This is a genomic window from Megalodesulfovibrio paquesii (assembly GCF_054653055.1).
Map to the genome: position 1 here is coordinate 607783 of NZ_BAAIGQ010000005.1, position 20509 is coordinate 628291.

At 62.8% G+C, this 20509-nt stretch carries 17 protein-coding genes; 12 read left to right on the forward strand and 5 right to left on the reverse strand.

The window, feature by feature from the left end; translation table 11 throughout:
* Window positions 1-30: 30 nt before the first annotated feature.
* The 8 genes from ACYQ00_RS09320 (at window position 31) to ACYQ00_RS09355 (ending at window position 6586) form a co-directional block, all read left to right on the forward strand.
* Window positions 31-228: a hypothetical protein gene (locus ACYQ00_RS09320; protein ID WP_460031862.1), complete on the forward strand. Its 198-nt coding sequence runs from the start codon at window positions 31-33 to the stop codon at window positions 226-228.
* Between the two features lie 99 nt (window positions 229-327).
* Entirely contained in the window at window positions 328-1059 is a 732-nt protein-coding gene (locus ACYQ00_RS09325; RefSeq protein WP_460031863.1) for a DUF134 domain-containing protein, read from the forward strand.
* Between the two features lie 13 nt (window positions 1060-1072).
* Window positions 1073-1984 (forward strand): nucleotide-binding protein, encoded by a 912-nt coding sequence (locus tag ACYQ00_RS09330; protein WP_460031864.1) that lies wholly within the window; start codon window positions 1073-1075, stop codon window positions 1982-1984.
* 4 nt (window positions 1985-1988) lie between these two features.
* Window positions 1989-2915 (forward strand): ATP-binding protein, encoded by a 927-nt coding sequence (locus ACYQ00_RS09335; protein ID WP_460032503.1) that lies wholly within the window; start codon window positions 1989-1991, stop codon window positions 2913-2915.
* Complete coding sequence (locus ACYQ00_RS09340) at window positions 2912-3292, forward strand: NifB/NifX family molybdenum-iron cluster-binding protein (RefSeq protein WP_460031865.1); 381 nt, start codon at window positions 2912-2914, stop codon at window positions 3290-3292. Before ACYQ00_RS09335 ends, ACYQ00_RS09340 begins: the two co-directional genes overlap by 4 nt.
* A complete protein-coding gene (gene tsaA / locus ACYQ00_RS09345; protein WP_460031866.1) occupies window positions 3289-3783 on the forward strand; it encodes a tRNA (N6-threonylcarbamoyladenosine(37)-N6)-methyltransferase TrmO in 495 nt (164 codons plus the stop codon). Before ACYQ00_RS09340 ends, tsaA begins: the two co-directional genes overlap by 4 nt.
* A 28-nt stretch (window positions 3784-3811) precedes the next feature.
* Entirely contained in the window at window positions 3812-4606 is a 795-nt protein-coding gene (locus tag ACYQ00_RS09350) for an iron-sulfur cluster assembly scaffold protein (RefSeq protein ID WP_460031867.1), read from the forward strand.
* Between the two features lie 135 nt (window positions 4607-4741).
* A complete protein-coding gene (locus ACYQ00_RS09355) occupies window positions 4742-6586 on the forward strand; it encodes an ATP-dependent nuclease (RefSeq protein ID WP_460031868.1) in 1845 nt (614 codons plus the stop codon).
* A 71-nt stretch (window positions 6587-6657) separates the two neighbouring features.
* Here ACYQ00_RS09355 and ACYQ00_RS09360 read toward each other — a convergent pair whose 3' ends face one another.
* Genes ACYQ00_RS09360 through ACYQ00_RS09375 form a run of 4 tightly spaced genes read right to left on the reverse strand, consistent with a single transcriptional unit; the run spans window position 6658 to window position 10358 of the window.
* Complete coding sequence (locus ACYQ00_RS09360; RefSeq protein WP_460031869.1) at window positions 6658-7800, reverse strand: ABC transporter permease; 1143 nt, start codon at window positions 7798-7800, stop codon at window positions 6658-6660.
* Complete coding sequence (locus ACYQ00_RS09365; RefSeq protein ID WP_460031870.1) at window positions 7797-8750, reverse strand: ABC transporter ATP-binding protein; 954 nt, start codon at window positions 8748-8750, stop codon at window positions 7797-7799. Before ACYQ00_RS09365 ends, ACYQ00_RS09360 begins: the two co-directional genes overlap by 4 nt.
* Before the next feature lie 2 nt (window positions 8751-8752).
* Window positions 8753-9745, reverse strand: coding sequence for an HlyD family secretion protein (locus tag ACYQ00_RS09370; protein ID WP_460031871.1), 993 nt, complete (start codon window positions 9743-9745; stop codon window positions 8753-8755).
* Between the two features lie 10 nt (window positions 9746-9755).
* Window positions 9756-10358, reverse strand: a complete 603-nt coding sequence (locus ACYQ00_RS09375; protein ID WP_460031872.1) for a TetR/AcrR family transcriptional regulator — start codon at window positions 10356-10358, stop codon at window positions 9756-9758.
* Window positions 10359-10601: 243 nt separating this feature from the next.
* Here ACYQ00_RS09375 and ACYQ00_RS09380 point away from each other — a divergent pair, with 243 nt between their 5' ends.
* Entirely contained in the window at window positions 10602-11558 is a 957-nt protein-coding gene (locus tag ACYQ00_RS09380; RefSeq protein WP_460031873.1) for a cache domain-containing protein, read from the forward strand.
* A 68-nt stretch (window positions 11559-11626) separates the two neighbouring features.
* Here ACYQ00_RS09380 and ACYQ00_RS09385 read toward each other — a convergent pair whose 3' ends face one another.
* Window positions 11627-14842: a DEAD/DEAH box helicase gene (locus ACYQ00_RS09385; protein ID WP_460031874.1), complete on the reverse strand. Its 3216-nt coding sequence runs from the start codon at window positions 14840-14842 to the stop codon at window positions 11627-11629.
* 292 nt (window positions 14843-15134) lie between these two features.
* Here ACYQ00_RS09385 and ACYQ00_RS09390 point away from each other — a divergent pair, with 292 nt between their 5' ends.
* From ACYQ00_RS09390 to ACYQ00_RS09400, 3 genes are read left to right on the forward strand one after another with little or no spacing between them, the layout of a single operon-like run.
* Window positions 15135-17339, forward strand: a complete 2205-nt coding sequence (locus ACYQ00_RS09390) for a RelA/SpoT family protein (protein WP_460031875.1) — start codon at window positions 15135-15137, stop codon at window positions 17337-17339.
* Window positions 17340-17343: 4 nt separating this feature from the next.
* Window positions 17344-18876 carry an O-antigen ligase family protein gene (locus tag ACYQ00_RS09395; RefSeq protein ID WP_460031876.1) on the forward strand — a complete coding sequence of 511 codons (1533 nt, stop codon included), beginning with the start codon at window positions 17344-17346 and terminating at the stop codon, window positions 18874-18876.
* Complete coding sequence (locus ACYQ00_RS09400) at window positions 18849-20507, forward strand: hypothetical protein (protein ID WP_460031877.1); 1659 nt, start codon at window positions 18849-18851, stop codon at window positions 20505-20507. The genes ACYQ00_RS09395 and ACYQ00_RS09400 overlap by 28 nt, the downstream gene beginning before the upstream one ends.
* The last annotated feature ends 2 nt before the right edge of the window (window positions 20508-20509 follow it).

Below are 20509 nucleotides of genomic sequence, written 5' to 3' on the forward strand. Positions count from 1 at the left end.
CAGGGGCGTGGAATGGGCCAGGGAATGGGCATGGGCCAAGGCCAGGGACAAGGTATGGGCCAGGGCCGCGGCGTAGGTCCCGGCGGTGTCCGGGTATTGGAAGGCCAGCCCGGCCTGCAGCAAGACCAGTTGCCTGAAGAATGGCAGGCCCAGCAGCAGGGCGCCGGCCTGCCCATGCAGCGCCGTCGCAGAGACGGCTCCTGCCTGCGTCGGGCAAACAGAGGCTAGAGGTTTTATCTGAGGAATATTCCCCAACTTGCAGGTTGGGGATTGACAGGGGCGGCCGCGAGGCATACCTGCTCGTTTGAGCAAAACGGAGATAACACCGTGCCCAGACCGAGACAATGCCGCCTGGTGGCGGCCGCACCCTGTACTGTCTGCTTCAAGCCGCAAGGGCGCCCGCTGACCGAACTCCTGGAGATCTACCTTCCAGTGGATTGCTTCGAGGCTTTGCGGCTGGCCGATTACGAAGGCCTGACCATGGAGGACGCCGCCGCCCGCATGGGTGTTTCCCGGCACACCTTTGGCCGCATCCTGGCCCAGGCCCGCAAGGTGCTGGCCACGGTGCTGGTGGAAGGCCACGCCCTGCGCATCGAGGGCGGGGAATACCAACTGGCCTCGGCAATGATGGAAGCCGCGAATCCAGCCGCCCCGACAGACAGTGCAACCCGTTTGGACAGCGCCACGAGCGCAAAGGAGCAATCCATGCAACGCATTGCAGTAACAGCGGATGGTCCCGGCCTGGACGGCCTCGTGGATCCCCGTTTTGGTCGTGCCGCCGGTTTTGTGGTAGTGGATTCCGCCACCTGGGCCGCGGAGTATGTGGATAATGGCGCATCCCAGACCCTTTCCCACGGCGCTGGCATCAATGCCGCGCAACTGCTGGCCAAATCTGGTGCGGGAGTCCTCCTCACCGGCTATGTCGGCCCCAAGGCCTTTCAGGCCCTGCAGGCGGCGGGCATCAAGATTGGCCAGGATTTGGAAGGAGTGACCATCCGCCAGGCCGTGCAGCGATATCTGGATGGTCAGGTTCCCATGGCCTCCGGACCCAACAAGTAGCCAGGGCGGGAGTATGATTCTCGCCATCGCCAGCGGCAAGGGCGGCGCGGGCAAAACCACCGTTGCCGCCTCACTCTTCTCGGTATGGGACCGGCCCTGCGTGGCTGTGGATCTGGATGTGGAAGCGCCCAATCTGCACCTCTTTCTGCAGCCGGAGCTTGCCACAAGCACCACCGTCTCCATGCGGGTACCGGTGGTGGAGACCAGCCGCTGTACCGGCTGCGGAGCCTGCGCCGAACTGTGTCGCTTCAAGGCCCTGGCCATGTTGGGCAGCACGGTGACGGCGTTCTCCGAGATGTGTCACGGCTGCGGCGGCTGCTTTGTGGTGTGCCCGGAAAAGGCCCTGTCCGAAGGGACGCGGGAACTGGGCGTGTTGGAGGAGGGGCGGGTGCAGGACGCATCCGGTGTGGCGCAGCCGTTCCTCATGGGCCGGCTGCGCGTGGGCGAGGCCATGAGCCCGCCCCTCATGCGTGCGGCCAAGCGGCGCCTGGGTGCGTTGCTGCGCGCCATGGGGCCGGGCACGGGGGATGCCATCCTGGATGGCCCCCCGGGTGTGAGCTGTCCGGCCATGCAGGCCGTGCTGGACGCGGACGCCGTGCTGCTGGTGGCCGAGCCCACTCCCTTTGGCGCGCACGACTTTGCCCTGGCCCTGGAAGCCTTTCTTCCCCTGGGCCGGCCCATTGGTGTGGTCATCAACCGGGCTGGCGTCGGCGGGCCGGGCGAGGATCCTGTGCGGACCATCTGCGAGGCACAATCCATTCCCGTGCTGGCGGCGATTCCCTTCGAGCGCGCCATTGCCGAACATTACTCCCGGGGCGGCCGGGTGAGTGAACTCTCGGAAACCTATGCGGAATTGTTCCGTAACCTGCGGGACGCCATCCGCACCCGCCTTGCCGCCGCATCCGCGGGAGGCCGCCATGACTAACATCCTGCGCGAAGTGGTTGTCCTGAGCGGCAAGGGTGGCACGGGCAAGACCTCCGTCACCGCGGCCTTTGCCCATCTGGCCCGCAAGTCCATTCTGTGCGATCTGGATGTGGACGCGCCGGACCTGCACCTGCTGCTCCAGCCGTCCATCCTGGAAACAGAGGATTTCATCTCCGGCGAGGAGCCGCACATCGACCCCCAAGCCTGCACCGGCTGCGGGATTTGTCGTGACTCCTGCGCCTATGAAGCCATTGCGGAGCGCGATGGCCAGTTTGTCATTGATCCCTTCCGCTGCGAAGGCTGCATGGTCTGCCAGGCGGTGTGCCCGGCTCGGGCCGTGAGCACCACCCCGCGGCATTGTGGCGTGCGGCATCTGAGCTCCACGCGGTTCGGCCCCATGGTGCACGCCCGGCTCTTCCCCGGGCAGGAAAACTCTGGCCGGCTGGTGGCGCTCTTGCGCAAGCAGGCCCGGGAAGTGGCCGCGGCCCACTGCTGCAGCCTGATCATCAGCGATGGTTCGCCCGGTATCGGCTGCCCGGTGATCAGCTCCCTCACCGGCGCGTCCATGGCCGTCATTGTCAGCGAACCCACGCCCTCGGGCCGGCACGACCTGGAGCGTGTGGCCGCCCTGTGCGCCCATTTCCGAATCCCCGCGGGGGTGATCATCAATAAGTATGATCTCAACCCTCAGGCAGCCATGGAAATGGCCGTCTGGTGCCGGGGGCAGGGGCATCGGGTTCTGGCCTATCTTCCCTTTGACGACCTCGTGGTCCGGGCCATGCGCCAGGGCAGGGCAGTGACGGAGTGCCCGCCCGCGGCCATCACGCCGCCCCTGGCAGAGGCCTGGAATCATGTGGAAACCATGTTGGAAACCATCTTGCCCGCCGGCGGGAACCCCCGCGCAGGCGGCCTTCAGGAGCGTCTGAAATGAGTGCGATCCGCATCGCCGTTCCCTCCAACTTGCCCGGTGGCCTTGAAGCCGCCGTGGGCGAACACTTTGGCCATTGCGATATCTACACCATCGTCACTGCCGATAACGGGCAGGTCACGGCCGTGGAAACCCTGGAAAACGTACCCCATGTGCAGGGTGGCTGCATGGCGCCGGTCAATCATCTGGCTTCCAACAACGTGCAGGCCCTCATCGCCGGCGGCATGGGCATGCGTCCGCTGATGGGCTTCCAGCAGGTGGGCATTGCCGTGTACCACGGCGGCGGCGCCCCCAGCGTGGGCTACGCCGTGCAGGCCCTGCTCGACGGCGCGCTCAAGCAGTTCCAGCCGGAATTCACCTGCGGTGGCGGTTGTTCGTGACCGAATTCGCCTTCTCGGCCATCGGCGTGCTGAAAACGCCGCACACCCGGCCTGAATCCATGCCCATCCAGCCTGCAGGCGCCCGCGGCGTGCCTGGCGAGGCCCTCCTCGCCCCGCATCTTGCTGCCGGGCTCCTGCACCTGGAGGGGTTCAGTCACGTGATTTTGTTGTATGTCTTCCACGAGGTTGGGCCGCGCAAGCTGCAGGTGACCCCCTTTCTGGACGCCCGGGCCCACGGCGTCTTCGCCACCCGTGCCCCCTGCCGGCCCAACCCCATCGGCCTGTCCGTGGTCCGGCTGCGCGGGGTCGAAGGCGTACGCCTGCTCCTGGAAGACGTGGACATGCTGGACGGCTCCCCCCTGCTGGATGTAAAACCCTTTGTCCCGTCTTTCGATGTTCCCACGCCTGATTCGGTGCGCCTCGGCTGGCTCGCCGAACGCCACGATGGCGCCGGGGCCGCGCGCTCCGACGACAGATTCCAGACCCCGTAACCGGGCGGCGACAAAGGATCGAACCCCCATGTCACATCGCCATATGACCGAGGAAGAGCTGGCCTCCCTGCCGGGCCAGTTTTTGGAAAAGCTCGTCTCCCAGCGCCATCTGGGCATGCTGCCCGATCCCGATGGCATTGCCGAAATGACCGGCTCCTGCGGAGACTCCATGCTCGTGCAACTGCGCATGGCCGGCAGCGTGATCCAGGAAATGCGCGCCCTGGTCCGCGGCTGCGCCTACACCACGGCCTGTGCCACGGCCCTTGGCGATATGGTGGTGGGCAAGAGCGCCGAGGAAGCCCTGTGGATTGAGCCGGACCAGCTGGCCGAGAGCCTGGGCGGCCTGCCCGACGATCATCACCACTGTGCCCGCCTGGCACTCAACACCCTGGGCGAGGCCATCTCCTCCTGGCAAGGCCAGGTGCTTACACCCAAGATGCCAAAACAAATCACCCCCACCATCCTGATGGTCACCCCCCGCCTGCCGGATATCGCGCCCTTCCTCCAGGGCCTGGGCTCCAGCGGCAAGGCCCTGCGGCACGTGGAAACCGGCGAGGCCGCCCTGGCCTTCGTCTCCAACTCCCCGCCGCAGCTGGTTATCTTTGATCACATCCTGCCCGATGGCGACCCTCTGGCCTTTGCCGGCAAGCTGCTGCGCATCAATGCCATGGTCAACGCCGCCGTCCTGGACCCCCGCAGCGAGGACGAGTTCCACGAAGCCTCCGAAGGCCTGGGCCTCCTGGGCCACCTCCCCCTCATGCCCGACGACGCTGACGGCCGCGCATTGGCGCAGAAGCTGGCGACAGTGCTGGGAGAGAAGTAGGGGAGAAGAGAGGGGAAAAGAACAGAGAAGATGCGGGGGAACTGAGTTCCCCCGCGCCCCCTCCGGTTGGGGGACTATGGGGCCGGCCTGTCTCGCAGACGAGACAGGCCGGCCCTGTGGCGTATGGGGGATTGCATGCGGCCTGTTGAAGAAATGTCAGGCTCAGGATATTATTGCCCCATGAACAGACCTGGTATCAAATTCAAGAACTACCTCTGCTTTACCGACAAATATGCTGGCTTCGACGAGTTGAAACACATCAACGTCGTCATCGGGAAAAACAACAGCGGGAAGTCGCGGCTGTTGGATGTGCTGAAGGGACGTGCGGCATTAAAGGAGAACCAAGTAGCTTGGAGGTATTCATACAGTACTTCGGGAGATGGTCTTTTAGCAATTTTGAAGAGCAATAGCACCATTAATGCAAGTAGCATTGAGTCATTCCTGAAGAGCCTTAAGGTGGTTGATCTTGAATGGACATACTGGAACGGGATGTTTGACGTTTTCCCCATTAGTACATCTGTAAATGTCGCAGATGAAGATCAAAAATATAGCAAGTTGCGCGATTTGTTTGGTGGCCGATTGAAATTCAAAGTGGAAGAATTTGAGCTTGGACCTATTATTATGGTAGGTGCGGAACGCAATATTATCCCAGAATCGCACAGCTATCTGGAGAAACGTAGATGGAGCAAGGCTTTTAGGCCTGACGGTTCTGGATTGACAAACGTCATGCAGAACATAATGCGCAAGCATTATGAAGGAATAAGGCGCTTTAAAGAACGCTTATTGCAGTTGATTAATGGGATAGTCAAAGACAACTTTGTGATAATAGATATTGATGTCCATCAATTGGAGGATGACTCTGGGATTGAAGGGAGGTGGGAAATATTTGTAGATAATAGCAATGGCATTCGAATTCCTTTGTCACGATCAGGAAGCGGTCTGAAGACCGTTTTGCATACCGTGTTGGCTCTTCATTTGGATGAACTGCTAGGCATTCATAAGCCAGAGAAACAGGTTTATTGCTTCGAAGAACTCGAAAACAACCTCCACCCCTCGCTCCTTCGCCGATTGCTGAAGCATATCGAAGAATTCGCCTTGAAACACGACGTCCCAATTTTTTTTACCACGCATTCTCCTGTCCTTTTGGATGCCTTTGCCGGCGCGCCGCATGCCCAGTTTGTGCTGGTGCAGCATGATGGCACGCGGGCGACCACCAAGACGGTGACGGATCATTTCGGGAAGCTGGAAGTGGTGCAGGAGCTTGGGTGCAAAGCCTCCGATCTGATGCTGGCCAATGGCATCATTTGGGTGGAAGGCCCGTCGGACCGCATCTATGTAAACAAGTGGATTGAATTGTACGCAGGGGGAGTGTTCCGCGAAGGACGGGACTACCAGTGCGCCTTTTATGGCGGTGCGTTGTTGACGAGAACGCAGTGCGCGGAACCAGAATGTCAGGATCAGGACAAGACGAATTTCATGCCTGTCAACCCCAATATGATGGTCATTTGCGATGGAGACAGGACGAGCAAGACCGGGAAGGGAGCGCAACTTAAAACACATGTGCAACGCATGGAGCAGGAACTCAAGCAACTTGGATCGACACATTTCTGGGCGACTCAGGCAAAAGAGATCGAGAGCTACATCCCCGTAAGTGTGTTGAAGACGATATGGAAGAAGGAAGAGTTGCCACCCATCGGGCAATACGAGCCATTCTTCTTGCCTCAGGGAAAATCACGCAAGGCCAGTTATGCAGTCACGCACCTTGCGTTGCCCAAGGGAAAACGAAAGTCCGAGGGTGAGCCGGCGTATTGCCGTGCACACACCCTGGACAAGGTCTCCCTGGCCTTGGATGTTGCAAGCCGCCTGACCTCCACAGCGGAACTCGAATCGCTTTTCGACTGGAAGAAGCACATGACCAAGGTGTGCGAGACACTCGCCGCGTGGAATCAGATGTCCTGGCCGCCGGAGTCTTTGTCCTGATTCCTGTACCCCCGCCGGAGGGGGCTTGGGGGAACTCAGTTCCCCCAATCATCTCCTATCTTTTTGTTCTCCTAATCCAACGTCTTCCGGTACCGCTTCAGCGCGATCAGCAGCACCACCACCAAAAAGCCGGCCAGGGGGGCGAGTTCGGGGGCTATTTCCGCCAGGGTGGCTCCCTTGAGGATGATGCCGCGGACGATGCGCAGGAAGTGGGTGTTCGGCAGCACGCTGCCGATGGTTTGCGCCCAGCCCGGCATGCCCCGGAAGGGGAACATGAAGCCAGAGAGCAGGATGGACGGCAGGAAGAAGAAGAAGGCCATCTGCACGGCCTGCAGCTGGTTGCTGGCGATGGTGGAGAAGGTCACGCCCACGGCCAGGTTGGCGGCGATGAACAGGAACGAGACGGCCAGCAGCAGCGGGATGCTGCCGTGGATGGGGACTTCAAAGAGAAAGGCCGCGGCGACGAGGATCAGGCCCATCTGGATGTAGCCCACCACAATGTACGGGACGATCTTGCCCAGGAGCACTTCCAGGGGGCGCACGGGGGTGCAGAGCAGGTTTTCCATGGTCCCGCGCTCGTGCTCGCGGGTGATGGCCAGGGAGGTGATGACCACCATGGTCATGGTCAGCACCACGCCCATCAGGCCGGGGACGATGTTGTAACGGGTCTGGATTTCCGGGTTGTACAGCCGGTGGACGATGGTCTGGGCCGGCGCGGAGGAGGCCTGCAGGGAGACCAGGGGGCCGGCGAGGTCGCGGTTCAGGCTTTGGCGGACGATGGTATCCAGCGCACCCATGGCAAAGGAGGTGGCGGCCGGGTCTGCGGCATCGGCCTGCAGGAGCAGGGAAGGCTGCTCGCCGCGCAGCAGGTCGCGCGCAAAGCCGGCCGGGATGGTCAGCACGAACTGCACCTCACCCAGCTGCAGGAGCTGGTCCCCGCTGGCCGCATCGTTCAGGTGATGGGTGATGTCGAAATACTCGCTGTGCTGCAGCCCGGCCACGATGGCCCGGGAGAAGGGCGAGTTGTCGAAGCTGAGCACGGCCAGGGGCAGGTGGCGGGGGTCGTTGTTGATGGCATAGCCGAAGATGATCAGCTGCATGAGCGGGATGCCGACCATCATGCCGAAGGTCAGCTTGTCGCGGCGCATCTGGACGAATTCCTTGACCACCATGGCCCAGAACCGTCCCAGAGAAAAGCGGCGGGAAGAGTTCATGCGGCCTCCTGCTGCGGCGAGGCTGCCTGGCCCTGCTGCGAAGCGGTCATCAGGCTGATGAAGACTTCCTCAAGCGAGGTGTCCACCTCGGCAAAGCGGTGCGGGCCGTGGAAGAAGGGCTCCAGGGATTGGCGGAGCTGATTCGCATTCACGCCCGAGACGTGCAAGGTGGAGCCGAAGGGCGCCACCTGCTCCACGCCGGGCAGCTTGCGCAGACTGGCGGCCAGACCGTACAGATCCGGCCCGCTGACTTCCCAGGTGTGCAGTTTGGAGGAGGCCACAACCTCCTGCACGGTGCCCTGGGCCAGGAGATTGCCATAGGCCAGATAGGCCAGGCGGTGGCAGCGCTCGGCTTCGTCCATGTAGTGGGTGGTGATGAGGGAGGTGACGCCCTCGGAGGCCAGGACGTGCACGGCGTCCCAGAAATCGCGACGGGCCTTGGGATCCACGCCGGCGGTGGGTTCGTCCAGCAGGAGCAGGACCGGCCGGTGGATGCAGCTGGCGGCCAGGGCCAGGCGTTGTTTCCAGCCGCCGGAAAGGGTTCCGGCCAGTTGGTCGATGTACGGCCCGAGCTGCATGAAGGCGATGGCCTCGGCCACGGCCTTGCGCCGGTTGGCCACATCATAGATGCGGGCCATGAACTCCAGGTTCTCGCGCACGGTCAGGTCCGTGTAGAGGCTGAACTTCTGGGCCATGTAGCCCACCTGGCGCTTGATGGCCTCGCTTTCGGTGCGCACGTTCAGCCCCAGGCAGGTGCCCTCGCCGGCGTCGGGGGTCAACAGGCCGCAGAGCATGCGGATGAAGGTGGTCTTGCCTGAGCCGTTGGGACCGAGGAAGCCGAAGATCTCACCCCGTTTCACCTGCAGGGACAAGGAATTGACCACGGTCTTGTGCCCGAAGCGCTTGGTCACGCCCTGGACGTCGATGATGATGTCAGCAGCGGAAGTCATGCTCAACTCCCTTGTGTGTTCAGGCGCACACGCACATCCACCGGCTGGCCCGGGTGCAGATTCCTGGCCGCGGAGGCCGGGAAGCGCGCTTCGATCATGAACACCAGCTTGGCACGGAACTGCTGGGAATAGATCACCGGCGGCGTGTACTCGGCCTGGGGGGAAATGTAGCTGACCCAGCCGGGCACAGGGTTCGGCATTCCATCCACCAGGACGGCCACAGGATCGTTGACGTGGAGGCCGGCCAGTTCCGTCTCGGGGACGAAAAAGCGGCATTTGATGTGCTCCGGCGGCAGGATGGAGAGCACCGGACTGCCCGCGGCCACCCATTCGCCGGGGTAGTGGATGAGATCGAACACGGTGCCGTTGACCAGGGACACCTGCCGCTTCTGCTCCAGCTGCCAGCGGGCCTGTTCCAGTTCGGCAGTGGCCATGCGGGCCTCGGCCAGGGCGGCGGCGCGCTGGTCCTCACGGGAGCCAAGATGCCCCGTGGCCAGCTGGGCTTCCAGGTCGGCCACGGCGGCCTCGGCGTTGCGAAGGCTGGTGCGGGCCTGATCCAACTCCTCCTGGGCGATGACACCGCTCTTGCGCAGGGCCTCGCGCCGGGTGCTTTCGGCCCGGGCCAGCTCCAACTGGGCCCTGGCCTGACGATGGCGGGCCCGCAGCTGGTCCAGTTCCTCTTGCCGCAATCCTTTTTCCAAGTCCGACACGGTGTTGTGGGCGCGTTGCACATTGGCCTCGGCCCGGGCCACGGCCTGGGCCTCCAGATCATCTTCCAGGACGAAGAGCAGGTCGCCGGGCGCGACGATAGCGCCACGGGTGAGGGGCAAAGTCTTCAGCCGTCCGGCGTACTGCGAGGCCACATAGACGAATTCGCCTTCCATGTAGCCCTGGTAGAGGCCGGGTTCGGGTTCCTGGCAACCGGCAAGGAGCCCGGTGGCCAGCAGGCAGAGCACGCGGAGGGGACGAAGGGGGATGAGGAAGGGGTGGCGCATGACACTCTCCCTATGCGGTGGGGGGCAGGAGTCTGGACAGCAGAAAATCGGCCATGGCCTCGGGGCTGGTCTTGCCCAGCTCCGCCGGCACGCCGGGCACGGTGCTGGCCACCCGCTGCCGCAGGGGCTCGGTGAGGAAGTACAGCATGGTCCCCCCGGCCATGGCAAAGTAAGCCGGCACGGGCTCGATGCCCAGGGAGCGCATGGCGTTGGAAATGACAAAGAAAATGCGCCCCCAGGACAGCAGGGCCGTCTGGGGCAGGCTGGCTGCGCCCGAGGCCAGCTCCCAGGCCATGATCCGCGGCAGACCGGGATTGGCCTGGAAGTGCCGGGCCATGGCGTGGGCGATGCTCGTGAGGCGTTGGCGCGGGTCGGGGCTTATGGCGGCGGCCTCCATGGTCGTGACGGCCTGTTGAAACAGGCGTTCCACCACGGCCTCGTACAGGGCCGTCTTGTCGCCCACATGATAGTACAGGGTGGCCTTGTTCACGCCGGCGGCCTTGGCAATGGCGTCCACCCGCGCCCCGGCCAGACCCTCCTGGACGAACACGGTGGCGGCGGCGTCGAGAATGGCCTCTCGCGGGGAGCTGGTGGGAGAGTCTGAGTCAGTCATGGTTTACCATCCGTTTGGTTTAACCATGTGGTTAAGTCAACCGGTTGGTAAAGTCAACACCTGATGAGGGAATGTCCGCACCAGAAGACTCGAAATATTGACGTGAAAAATCGGTAATGGTAGGCGAAAACCACAGGCCATCTTCTGATGGCGGACAGGTGAGGGGAGCGCAGGCGAGGGGCGGCTGAGGCTGCTTTTTTTACGCATGCCGCAACTTTTCATAAAGGTATTTGAGGATACGTCATGGCATCAGTGAGTCGTATGAAGTTGTTGTCCTTCCTTGTGGGCACTGCCCTGTTTGTCGGGCTGGGCATCACCGGGGCCTGCTATTTCATTTTTACGGACTATTTCAATAAACACGCTGAGGAGGAAATAAGCTCCAAGGCCTACGCAACCACCGAATATTTGGCCGACCAGGAACGCACCGTGGCTGCGGCAGCTTACCTTGGGGCGACCATGCAGGACCTTGGGGCGGCCGTGGTGGCTCGCGACCATGAAAAAGCGCAGGCCCTGGCCAAGCAGATTTGGACCGAAGGCGGATTGAATTCGGCCTCCGTCACCGACACCACGGGATGGGTGCTGGCGCGAGGCCATTCCGATAGATGGGACGACAACATTATCGACCAGGCCAACGTGCGTGGGGCCCTGGCCGGCAAGGTGACCACGGGGGTGGAGACTGCCACGGTGGTCAAGTTCTCCGTGCGCGCTGCTGCACCCATCAGGCTGGACGGCAAGATCGTCGGCGCGCTGGTGGTAGGGCGGCATTTGTCCATGGGCGACGCGTTGGTGGACAGGCTCAAGACCATGCTGGGAGTGGAGTGCTCCATCTTTGAAGGGGAAACACGGGTCTCCACCACGCTGATGAACAATGGCCAGCGTGCTGCGGGCGAAATGCTGAACAATCCCAAGATTGCCGAAGTGGTGCTCACCCGCGGGGACAAGTTCGTGGGCCGCAACATGATCATGGGCCAGGAGTACAATGCCGCCTACATGCCCATCAGGGATGGCGACGGCAAGATTTCGGGCATGATTGGCATCGCCGTGAGCAGAAAAGCCATCCAACAGGCCACCCAGGACATCTTCCTGCCCGTGCTCATGGCTGTGGCCGCGCTGCTGCTGGCTGCGTTGGTGATAGGCAGTCTGGCCTGGTCCTCCTCGCTGCTGGAGGAGTCCACGCGGTCGTTCATGGGAAGAGACTAACAGAAAACAAACAGCCCCGCCGTGCGGTGTTGCTTGCGCGGCGGGGCTGATGGTTGCGTGCAGCTGGTCTACACCTCGAACAGCATCTCCAGATCGTCGCGGGTCAGGCTTTTCCAGGCATCCTGGCCGGGGATGACGGATTCGGCCACGTCGCGTTTGCTTTCCTGCAGCTTGAGGATCTTCTCTTCCACCGTGTTCTGGCAGATGAGCTTGTAGGCAAAGACCTGGCGGGTCTGGCCGATGCGGTGGGTGCGGTCCGTGGCCTGGTTTTCCACGGCCGGGTTCCACCAGGGGTCGTAGTGGATGACGTAGTCCGCGCTGGTCAGGTTCAGGCCCGTGCCGCCGGCCTTCAGGGAGATGAGGAAGATGGGGATTTCCGGCGAGTTGTTGAAGCGATCCACCTGATCGAAGCGGTCCTTGGAGGCGCCATCGAGGTAGGCGAAAGGCATCTTCTGGATGTTCAGCCAGCTGCGGATGATGTGCAGCATCTGCACGAACTGGGAGAAGACCAGCACCTTGTGGCCTTCCTCGATGATGTCCGTGATCATGTCCTTGAAGGCGTCGAACTTGCCCGAGGGCAGGTTGGTGGACACGCCGGGCATGTCCAGCTTGAGCAGCCGCGGGTGGCAGCAGATCTGGCGCAGCTTGAGCAGGGCGTCCAGGATGGACATCTGGCTCTTGGCCAGACCCTTTTCGTCCACGTCCTGCAGCACCTGTTCCTTGAGCTTTTTGGCCAGGGCGGCGTACAGCTCCAGCTGTTCGTCCATGAGGGCGCAGTAGTAGACGTTCTCCACCTTGGGCGGCAGGTCCTGGGCCACTTCCTTTTTGGTGCGGCGCAGGATGAAGGGTTTGACGCGCGAGCGCAGGTAGTCCAGCGTTTCGGGGTCGCCATCCTTGATGGGTTTGACGATGCCGCGCTGGAAGCTGTGCTGCGAACCCAAAAAGCCGGGCATGAGGAACTCGAAGAGGCTCCACAGCTCGAAGAGGTTGTTTTCGATGGGCGTGCCCGAGAGGCAGATGCGCTGCTTGGAAGCCAGACGGCGCACGGAGCGGGCGGTGATGGTGTTCGGATTCTTGATGTTCTGGGCCTCGTCCAGGATGACCGAGTTGAACTCTTCCTTCTGCAGCTCTTCCAGATCGCGGCGCAGCAGGGCGTATGTGGTCAGGACCAGATCGGACTCGCGGATGAGCTTGAACATGCCCTCGCGCCGCGCGCCATAGATGGTCAGGCGCTTCAGGTGGGGGACGAACTTCTCGGCCTCGCGCTCCCAGTTGGGCAGCACCGAGGTGGGCACCACGATGAGGTTGGGGCCGGTCTGCCCTGTTTCCACCACGTGGGCGATGAAAGAAAGGGTCTGGATGGTTTTGCCCAGGCCCATCTCGTCGGCCAGGATACCGCCAAAGCCGTATTCGCGCAGGAAGTTCAGGTACGAGAGGCCCTGGACCTGATAGGGCCGGAGGCTGGCATTGAGCTTCTTGGGCGGATTGACGGGCATAACCTCCTGGAAGCTGTGGATCTTTTCCTTGAGGGAGCTCCAGAAGGGGTCGGTCACGGCGTCGGGAATATCTTCCAGGATCTTGTCCAGCACCGGGGCTTCGAACTGCTTGAACTGGCGCTTGGGCGGCTTGTCCGGATCAAAGCCCAGGGCGCGCAGCTTGTGCTCCAGCTTTTTGAGCCAGGCCTCGGGCAGGGAGGTGTAGGAGCCGTCCTTGAGCTGCACGTAGCGTTTGCCCTGGCTCCAGGCGGCCCAGATTTTGTCGATGGGCACGCGCTGGTCGTCGTACTGGATTTCCAGGTCCAGGGTGAACCACTTTTCCTCTTCGTCGGACTTGACCTCGGCCACCACCTGGGGCTGGGCCAGACGGACCTTGTAGCGGGTGAGGTTCTTTTCGCCGTAAATGCGGTACTGCTGGACCAGGGTGGGGTAGGCATCCAGAAGGAAGGAGATGGCTTCCTCGGGCTCCAGGAACCACATGCTGGGGGAACGGGGCTGGAACTGCATGTCTTGCAGGGTCTGGGCCAGATGGGCTTCCTGGTCCTGATCGCGCCGCAGGAGGAAGGACTTGCCCTCGTAGGTGACGGAGCCGGTCATCAGGTCCGGGTTGGGGCCGGGCAGGGAATGCTCGCCGTACTGGGTTTCGTAAATGTTCTCGATGTGCAGGGTGAGCAGGCTGCCTTCTTCGTCCAGGTAGAGCTTGGGATTGTAATTGGCCGGGACAAAGAGGGGCTCCATGTGGGCCAGGAAGGCTTCCTGGTCGTACAGTTCCTGCACGGGCAGGCGGGTCCAGACGCGGTCGAGGAACTCGGAGATGTCTCCCTGCGGCACCACGGGCGGAGAGAGGACCAATTCCTGGACCAGCTGGGATTCCAGGCCGGTCTGCACGGGGTAGAAGCCGCGGTTCCAGCAGACCCAGATGGGCAGCTGGCCGTAGAAGTGGGCTTCCTTGCCCAGGATGGAGAAGGGGGGCTTGCCATCTCGGCCCAGGAAGACGTCCAGGGTCAGGCCCTGTTCTTCCAGCTGGGGCTTGAGCATCAGCCGCATGGGTTTGGTCTCAATGCGGCAGGGCTGGTCCGTATCCCGCCAAAAGAGGTAATATTCGCGGCGGATGGAACGCAGGAGCCAGGTGATGAGCCCGTCTGGCACCTCCACGCGGTGGCCGTAGTAGTCGATGTACTGGCCAATGAGCTGGGCCACGCGGGGCAGCTGCGGGGCGCCCTCGCTCCATTCCGGGTTGCGGATGATCTGCTCCAGGGTCACTTCCTGGTGCACGGTGGAGAGGCCGGATTTGTTCTGGCGGGCGCGGAAGAAGGCAATCTGCAGGCGGCCCGGTTCGGGGAAGAAGCGGTAAATGAGATAATGGCGGCCGGGTTCGGCTTCCGGCTCCGTGGCAAAGAAGCTGCGGAAGGCCTGGCGCCATTCGGTTTTTGGCAGCGGGGGCGGGGCGTCATCTTCGTCGCCGGCGCTTTCCAGGGAGTGCAGGAACTTAAGCGCCGTGGCGCCCACATGGCGGCACACCCCGGAAAAGGAGTCCGGACAGTTGCAGAAGTAGTTGACGCGCCGGTCCTTCAGGTTGATGGTGACTTCCGGAGAATAGATTTGGAAATCATCCCCTTGGACGTTGCCCTCCACTTCCCAGAAAGGATCACCTTTTTTGAGGCTGATTTTCTGCACGCCGCCGCTGGCGACGATGAACTGGGAGCCTTCCAGGATGTACTCCGGGATGGAATCCTTGATGAATTCCTGCAAAGTGCTTCGCAGAAGGGCTTCGTTGCCAGCATCCATGCCGCAGAGGGCTCCTTGATCTGTTGGGGGGATTGAAAATCTATGGAAAAATTCTGTTGACGCGCGCGTGAGGGCGGCAGTCTGACCACTGGGACCCTACGCGATTTGCATCAACGTGACAAGGGAGGCTTGGCTTTTTGCCCGCCTTCCTCCATACTTTAATTGCTCCCGCTGTTGTTGTACTGCGGGCGTGTTGCGCAGTACAAGGGGTTTTACCCTATTTACGAAAATTGGCAACCACCTCCACTCTTCTTCCACCGCCCCGGGCGCGCTTCCTGACCCGAACAATTCCATGATCCGCATAACAGAAATTCTCGAAAAAACAGCCGGCTATATGCCGGATGAGGGCAGGGCGCTCATCCAGAAGGCGTATGTCTACTCTGCCGCCGCCCACCAGGGACAAGTGCGCGCCTCTGGCGAACCCTACCTGCTACACCCACTGGAAGTTGCAAATATCCTTGCCGAAATGAAGCTCGATGAGGCCACCATCGCCGCCGGGCTGCTGCACGATACCGTGGAAGACACCCTGGCCACCATCGAGGAAATCGATTCGCTCTTTGGCGAGGAAGTGGCGGATATCGTGGACGGCGTGACCAAACTCGCCAAGCTTGCCTTCGACTCCAAGGAACAGGCCCAGGCCGAAAGCCTGCGCAAGATGATCATGGCCATGGCCGAAGACATGCGCGTGCTCATCGTCAAGCTGGCGGACAGGCTGCACAACATGCGCACCCTGGAGCACATGCCCCCGGAAAAGCGCCAGCGCATTGCCCAGGAAACCATGGACATCTATGCCCCCCTGGCCAACCGTCTGGGGTTGCATAGGATCAAGGTGGAGCTCGAAGACCTTGCCTTCCGCTACCTGAAGCCGGACGTCTTCACCCAAGTTGCCGACGGCGTCAAGAGCCACCAGACCCTCGGCAAAGATTACATGATCAACGTGACCTCCAAACTGGAGGCCATGCTGGCCGAAAACGGCATCCGCGGACGGGTCCACGGCCGCACCAAGCATCTGTATTCCATTTACCGCAAGATGGAGCAGCAGCACCTGACCCTGGATCAGGTGTACGATCTCATCGCGTTCCGGGTCATCGTCAATACCATCAAGGATTGCTACGCCATGCTCGGCCTGGTGCATGCCGAGTGGCGGCCCATTCCCGGCAAGTTCAAGGATTACATCTCCCTGCCCAAGGCGAACATGTATCAGAGCCTGCACACCACGGTGATCGGGCCGCTGTATGAGCGCATTGAAATCCAGATCCGCACCGAAGAAATGCACCGCTACGCCGAACACGGCGTGGCCGCCCACTGGTTGTACAAGGATTCCGGCAAGCTCAAGGCCAAGGATCTCAGCCAGTTCTCCTGGCTGCGGGAGATGCTCGACTGGCAGAAGGAGGAGAGCGACTCCCGCGAGTTTCTCCGCTCCCTGCGCATCGATCTCTTCAAGGACGAGGTCTACGTCTTCACCCCCAAAGGGGACGTCAAGGAACTGCCAGAAGGCGCCACCCCCGTGGATTTTGCCTATCAAATCCACACCCAGGTGGGTGACCGCTGCACCGGCGCCAAGGTCAACGGCCGCCTTGTTCCGCTGACCACGGAGCTCAAGAACGGCGATGTGGTGGAGATCTTCACCGACTCGCAGCGTCGCCCCAATCGGGACTGGCTCAAATTCGTCAAAACCGCCAAGGCCCGCACCCGCATCAACTACTACATCCGCACCGAGGAACGCGTCCGCTCCATCGCCCTGGCCAAGGAAATGCTGGAGAAGGAAGGCCGCAAACTGGGGGTGAACTTCGGCAAGCTGCTCAAGGACAAAGCCCTGGAACCCCTGGCCGCGGAAATGACCTTCAAGAGCGTGGACGACCTGCTCTCCGCCGTAGGATATGCCCGCATCACCCCGGGAAAAATCATCAAACGCTTCCTGCCCCAGAAGGAGGAGGACAAACCCACCCCCAAGGCCGCCCCTGGGGAAAAACGCCCGGAAAAGGGGCAGTCCAAGTCTGCGGAAGCCACAGCGGAAGAGCTGCGCCAGACCCGGCCGGGCGAGGCCATCATCATCGATGGCGTGGACGACGTGCTGCAGCGCTTTGCCTTGTGCTGCAACCCCCTGCCGGGAGATGCCATAATCGGCTACATCTCCCGCGGCAAGGGGCTGACTGTGCACCGCGCGGACTGCCCCAATGTGCAGGGCCTGGAAACGGACCGGCTCATCGCCGTGTCCTGGCCGGGCGAGGTGGAGGCCGCGTTCCCGTCCCGTATCCGCATTCTGGCCCGCAACAAGCCCGGCGTGCTGGCCAAGGTCAGCAGCGTGCTTTCCCAGGAAGGAGTGAACATCGAGTCCGGCAACTTCCATTCCAGCGTGGACGGCACCACGGAAATGATCTTCACGGTCACGGTCAAGGAGGCGACCTTGCTGTACAAGGTGCTGGACAAGGTCAATCACCTGGACGCAATCGTGGAAGCTGTCCGCCTGACGACCCCTGTGGGGACGGTGGGGTAGCCCCATGCCGCCGGGAGCATGGGAACACTCGCCCCTGGCCCTGGGCCCGCCGCAGGAGCGTGCGCAGCCCGGCCGCGGCCTGCAGGCCGCGCTGGCACTGCTTGGCCTGGCTGCCCTCACGGCCGCCTGCGGCCTGTTCCTCTCCCTGCCCTGGTGGGTGTTCGCCTCCGTGGCCGGCGGGCTGGGGCTGGTCGGCGCATCGCTGGTCCGGCCCAAGATTGGCTGGTGCTGTCTGGTGGCTGGTTATTACGTGGCCACGCCGAGCATCTTTTTCTATCCCGATGGCAACATTGCCTCGATTTTTCTGCCGCATGTCCTGGCGCCCGTGGTTATGCTGGGTACCTTTCTGGAGGCCGTGGCCCAACGGCGTTCCCTGCGTCCCGGTTCCGGGCTGATGCCGCTGCTGCTGCTGACCCTGGGCCTGCAGGGACTGGCCTGGTTCTGGTCCCGGGCGCCGGAGTTCGGCCTGTTCAATGTTGGAGCCATGGTTGCCAATGTGCTGCTTTTCTGGTGTCTTGTCGTACAACTGCGCACCGTGGCGGATTTGCGCCTGCTCTGCTGGGCCCTGTTTGTGGGCGGGCTGGTCTGCGGCGGCGGGGTGGTGGCCTCCCAGTGGTGGGATTCGGACTACAAGTTCTGGTTCAACCGGTACTGGGGCCTGGGGTTCACGGTGTTTGCCGGTCGCAATGGCGGCTTTGTGGCCAGCAACCATGCCGCAGCCTATCTGTTCACCGCCGGTTGCGCCGCTGCTGCGCTGTGGGTCACGGCCCATCACCGTCTGGCCCGTCTGGTTCTCATGCTGGGGGCGGGCTTTTTCCTCTACGCCATCGTGCTCACCCAAAGCCGCGGGGCGCTGATGGGCATGTTCGCCGGCGCATTCGCCGTCATCTTCTTGCATCCCGGACTGCGGCAGCGCTTCATCAGACACGCCCTGACCTTTCTGGTCTTTGTCATGTGCTGCGTGGTGATTGCGGAACCGGGCTACCTGGATCGCCTGCTCATTGGTTTCGGGTATTCCGGTGAGTTGATCTTTAGCGAGAAACCGGAAAACGCCAATGAGGAGATGGAGAACATCAGCGGCATGGCAGCGCGGTTTCGCATGTGGAAGGATGCCCTGCAGGTGATGCAGCAGGAACCGGAGACGTTTCTGGGCGGGCTCGGTCCGGGCAGCTTCGTGCATCTGACCAAAGAGCCGGAAGTGCATTCCCTGTGGCTCGCGTTCTTTTTCGATCTGGGCCTGCTTGGCGTGGCCCTGCAGGTGCTGATCTGGATTTGGTTGATCAGTCACATCAGACGGCTGGTGCGCACGCCCCTGCCGCCGGACGCGGCGCCGTATGTGTGGTCGTTGCTGGTGGTCTGCATTGGCGAGCTGGGCGTGCATGCGCTCATTGACCATGATCTGACGTCCATGGTTTCCCGCTTTAGCTTCCTCTTTTTCGCATTGACGGCCGGACTGGTCAAGGTGGTGGATTCATTGACCTTACCCGGCATACAGGAGGGCAGGCATCCATGCGCGCGAGAAACTGCATCCGGCTGAGGGCCTTGTCCGTGTTGCTGGCGGCGGCGACCCTGCTGCTGACCCAGGCCTGCGCCGACGGGCCACGTTCGGCCAGGGCCGGGCAGGGGCAGAGTGCGCAGCCTGCACCGTCCGGGCAGGTGCCCGTGCGGGCGGTGGGGGGCGTGCAACGCGCGGCAACGGCCGCCACCACGCCAGCATTCCCAACACAGGGGGCGGTTCACCTGTCTTGGGCCGCTCCCTCGGCTTCCCTTTCTCTGTTGGTGCCCGAGGAGACCACCGGCGAACAGGTGGATGCAGCCCGGTTCTTCCAGCCGCACCCCGTGCCCGTGACGGGCGGACAGGTGGCCGTGGTGGTGGGGGCGGATCCGGTGTGCCTGGAAGCCGTGCCCAGCGAGGAAACGCCGCGCCTCCCGGCCGCGCGCAATCCCTTCGGGGCCAGCCCGGCCAGCCCCAAGGATGGGCCGGATTTCTCCCTGGCGCAGGATCTGGGCCTCGGCTGGCACCGCGGGGCCACGGCCTGGTGGGTGGCCCTGCAGCCCCCGCAGGATCTGGCCGCAGGCCGCTTCCAGTTCGCGCCCCTGGACGCCAAACTCGCCGCCCTGCCGTCCTCCATGGAAGCGGTGGTCAATATCATGCTTCCCGAACGCCGGACCGCGCCGGACCGCTGGGAGGTGGCGCCCAGCCGCGAGGCCTATGCCGCCTTTCTGAACGCGTTGCTGCAGCGGTATGGCAGGCGGGTGCAGTACTGGCAATTCGAGAACGAACCAGACCTCGGCCCTGGCGCGGCGGATCTGCCGGGCTTTGCCCGCCTGCACGCCTTCACGGCCCAGGCCATTCGCCGGCAGCAACCCTCGGCCCGGCTGCTGCTGGCCGGCTTTACCGGCCTGGGCGGAGAAGAGGCCCTCGACCGTCAGCTGGCCGCCGTGGCCGGACAACTCGGGCCGGCGGATGCGCAGATCTTCGACCTGCATGTCTACGGCGGCGTCGGCAACTGGCAGCGGCTGGACGGCCTCTATGGCCGTCTGCGCGCCCGGCTGGATGCCACCGGCCACCGCGACGCAGTCATCTGGATGACTGAAACCGGCACCTGGACAGGCTCCCCCAGCCTGCCCGGCCCGGGCCAGGGCCCTGCACCGGGCAAGGGGGGTGGCCAGGCTTTGGGTCAGGGAGGTGGCCAAAATCCTGGCCAGCCCGCCGGGATGCTGCCTGGCCCGGGATCCGGCTCAATGCCCGGCTCAATGCCCGGAGGCCCTATGCGGGGGGGGCAGCACGCCTTCGCCCCCGCACCACGACAGCTGCCCTATCAGTCCGAGCGTGATCAGGCCCGCGAACTGATCAAGCGGCACGTGCACGGATTCTCCCTGGGCATCGAGCGCATCTTCTGGGCCTATGGCCTCAAAGAAGGCTATCACGACCGCGGGCAACTCTTCGACAACACCGGTCTGGTCTACGACGGCCGCGGCGAGGGTGATCCTGGCGAGAACATCCCCAAGCTGGGCTACTTCGCCTACAAGCGCCTCATCCGGGCCATGCTCGGCCGTGACGGCCCCGTGCAACGGCTCGATCTCGGGCCGCAGGCGGATCCGGCCATCCGGGCCTACCAGTTCCAGCGTGGCGGCGCACCGGTGATCGTCCTCTGGCGGGAGTGACA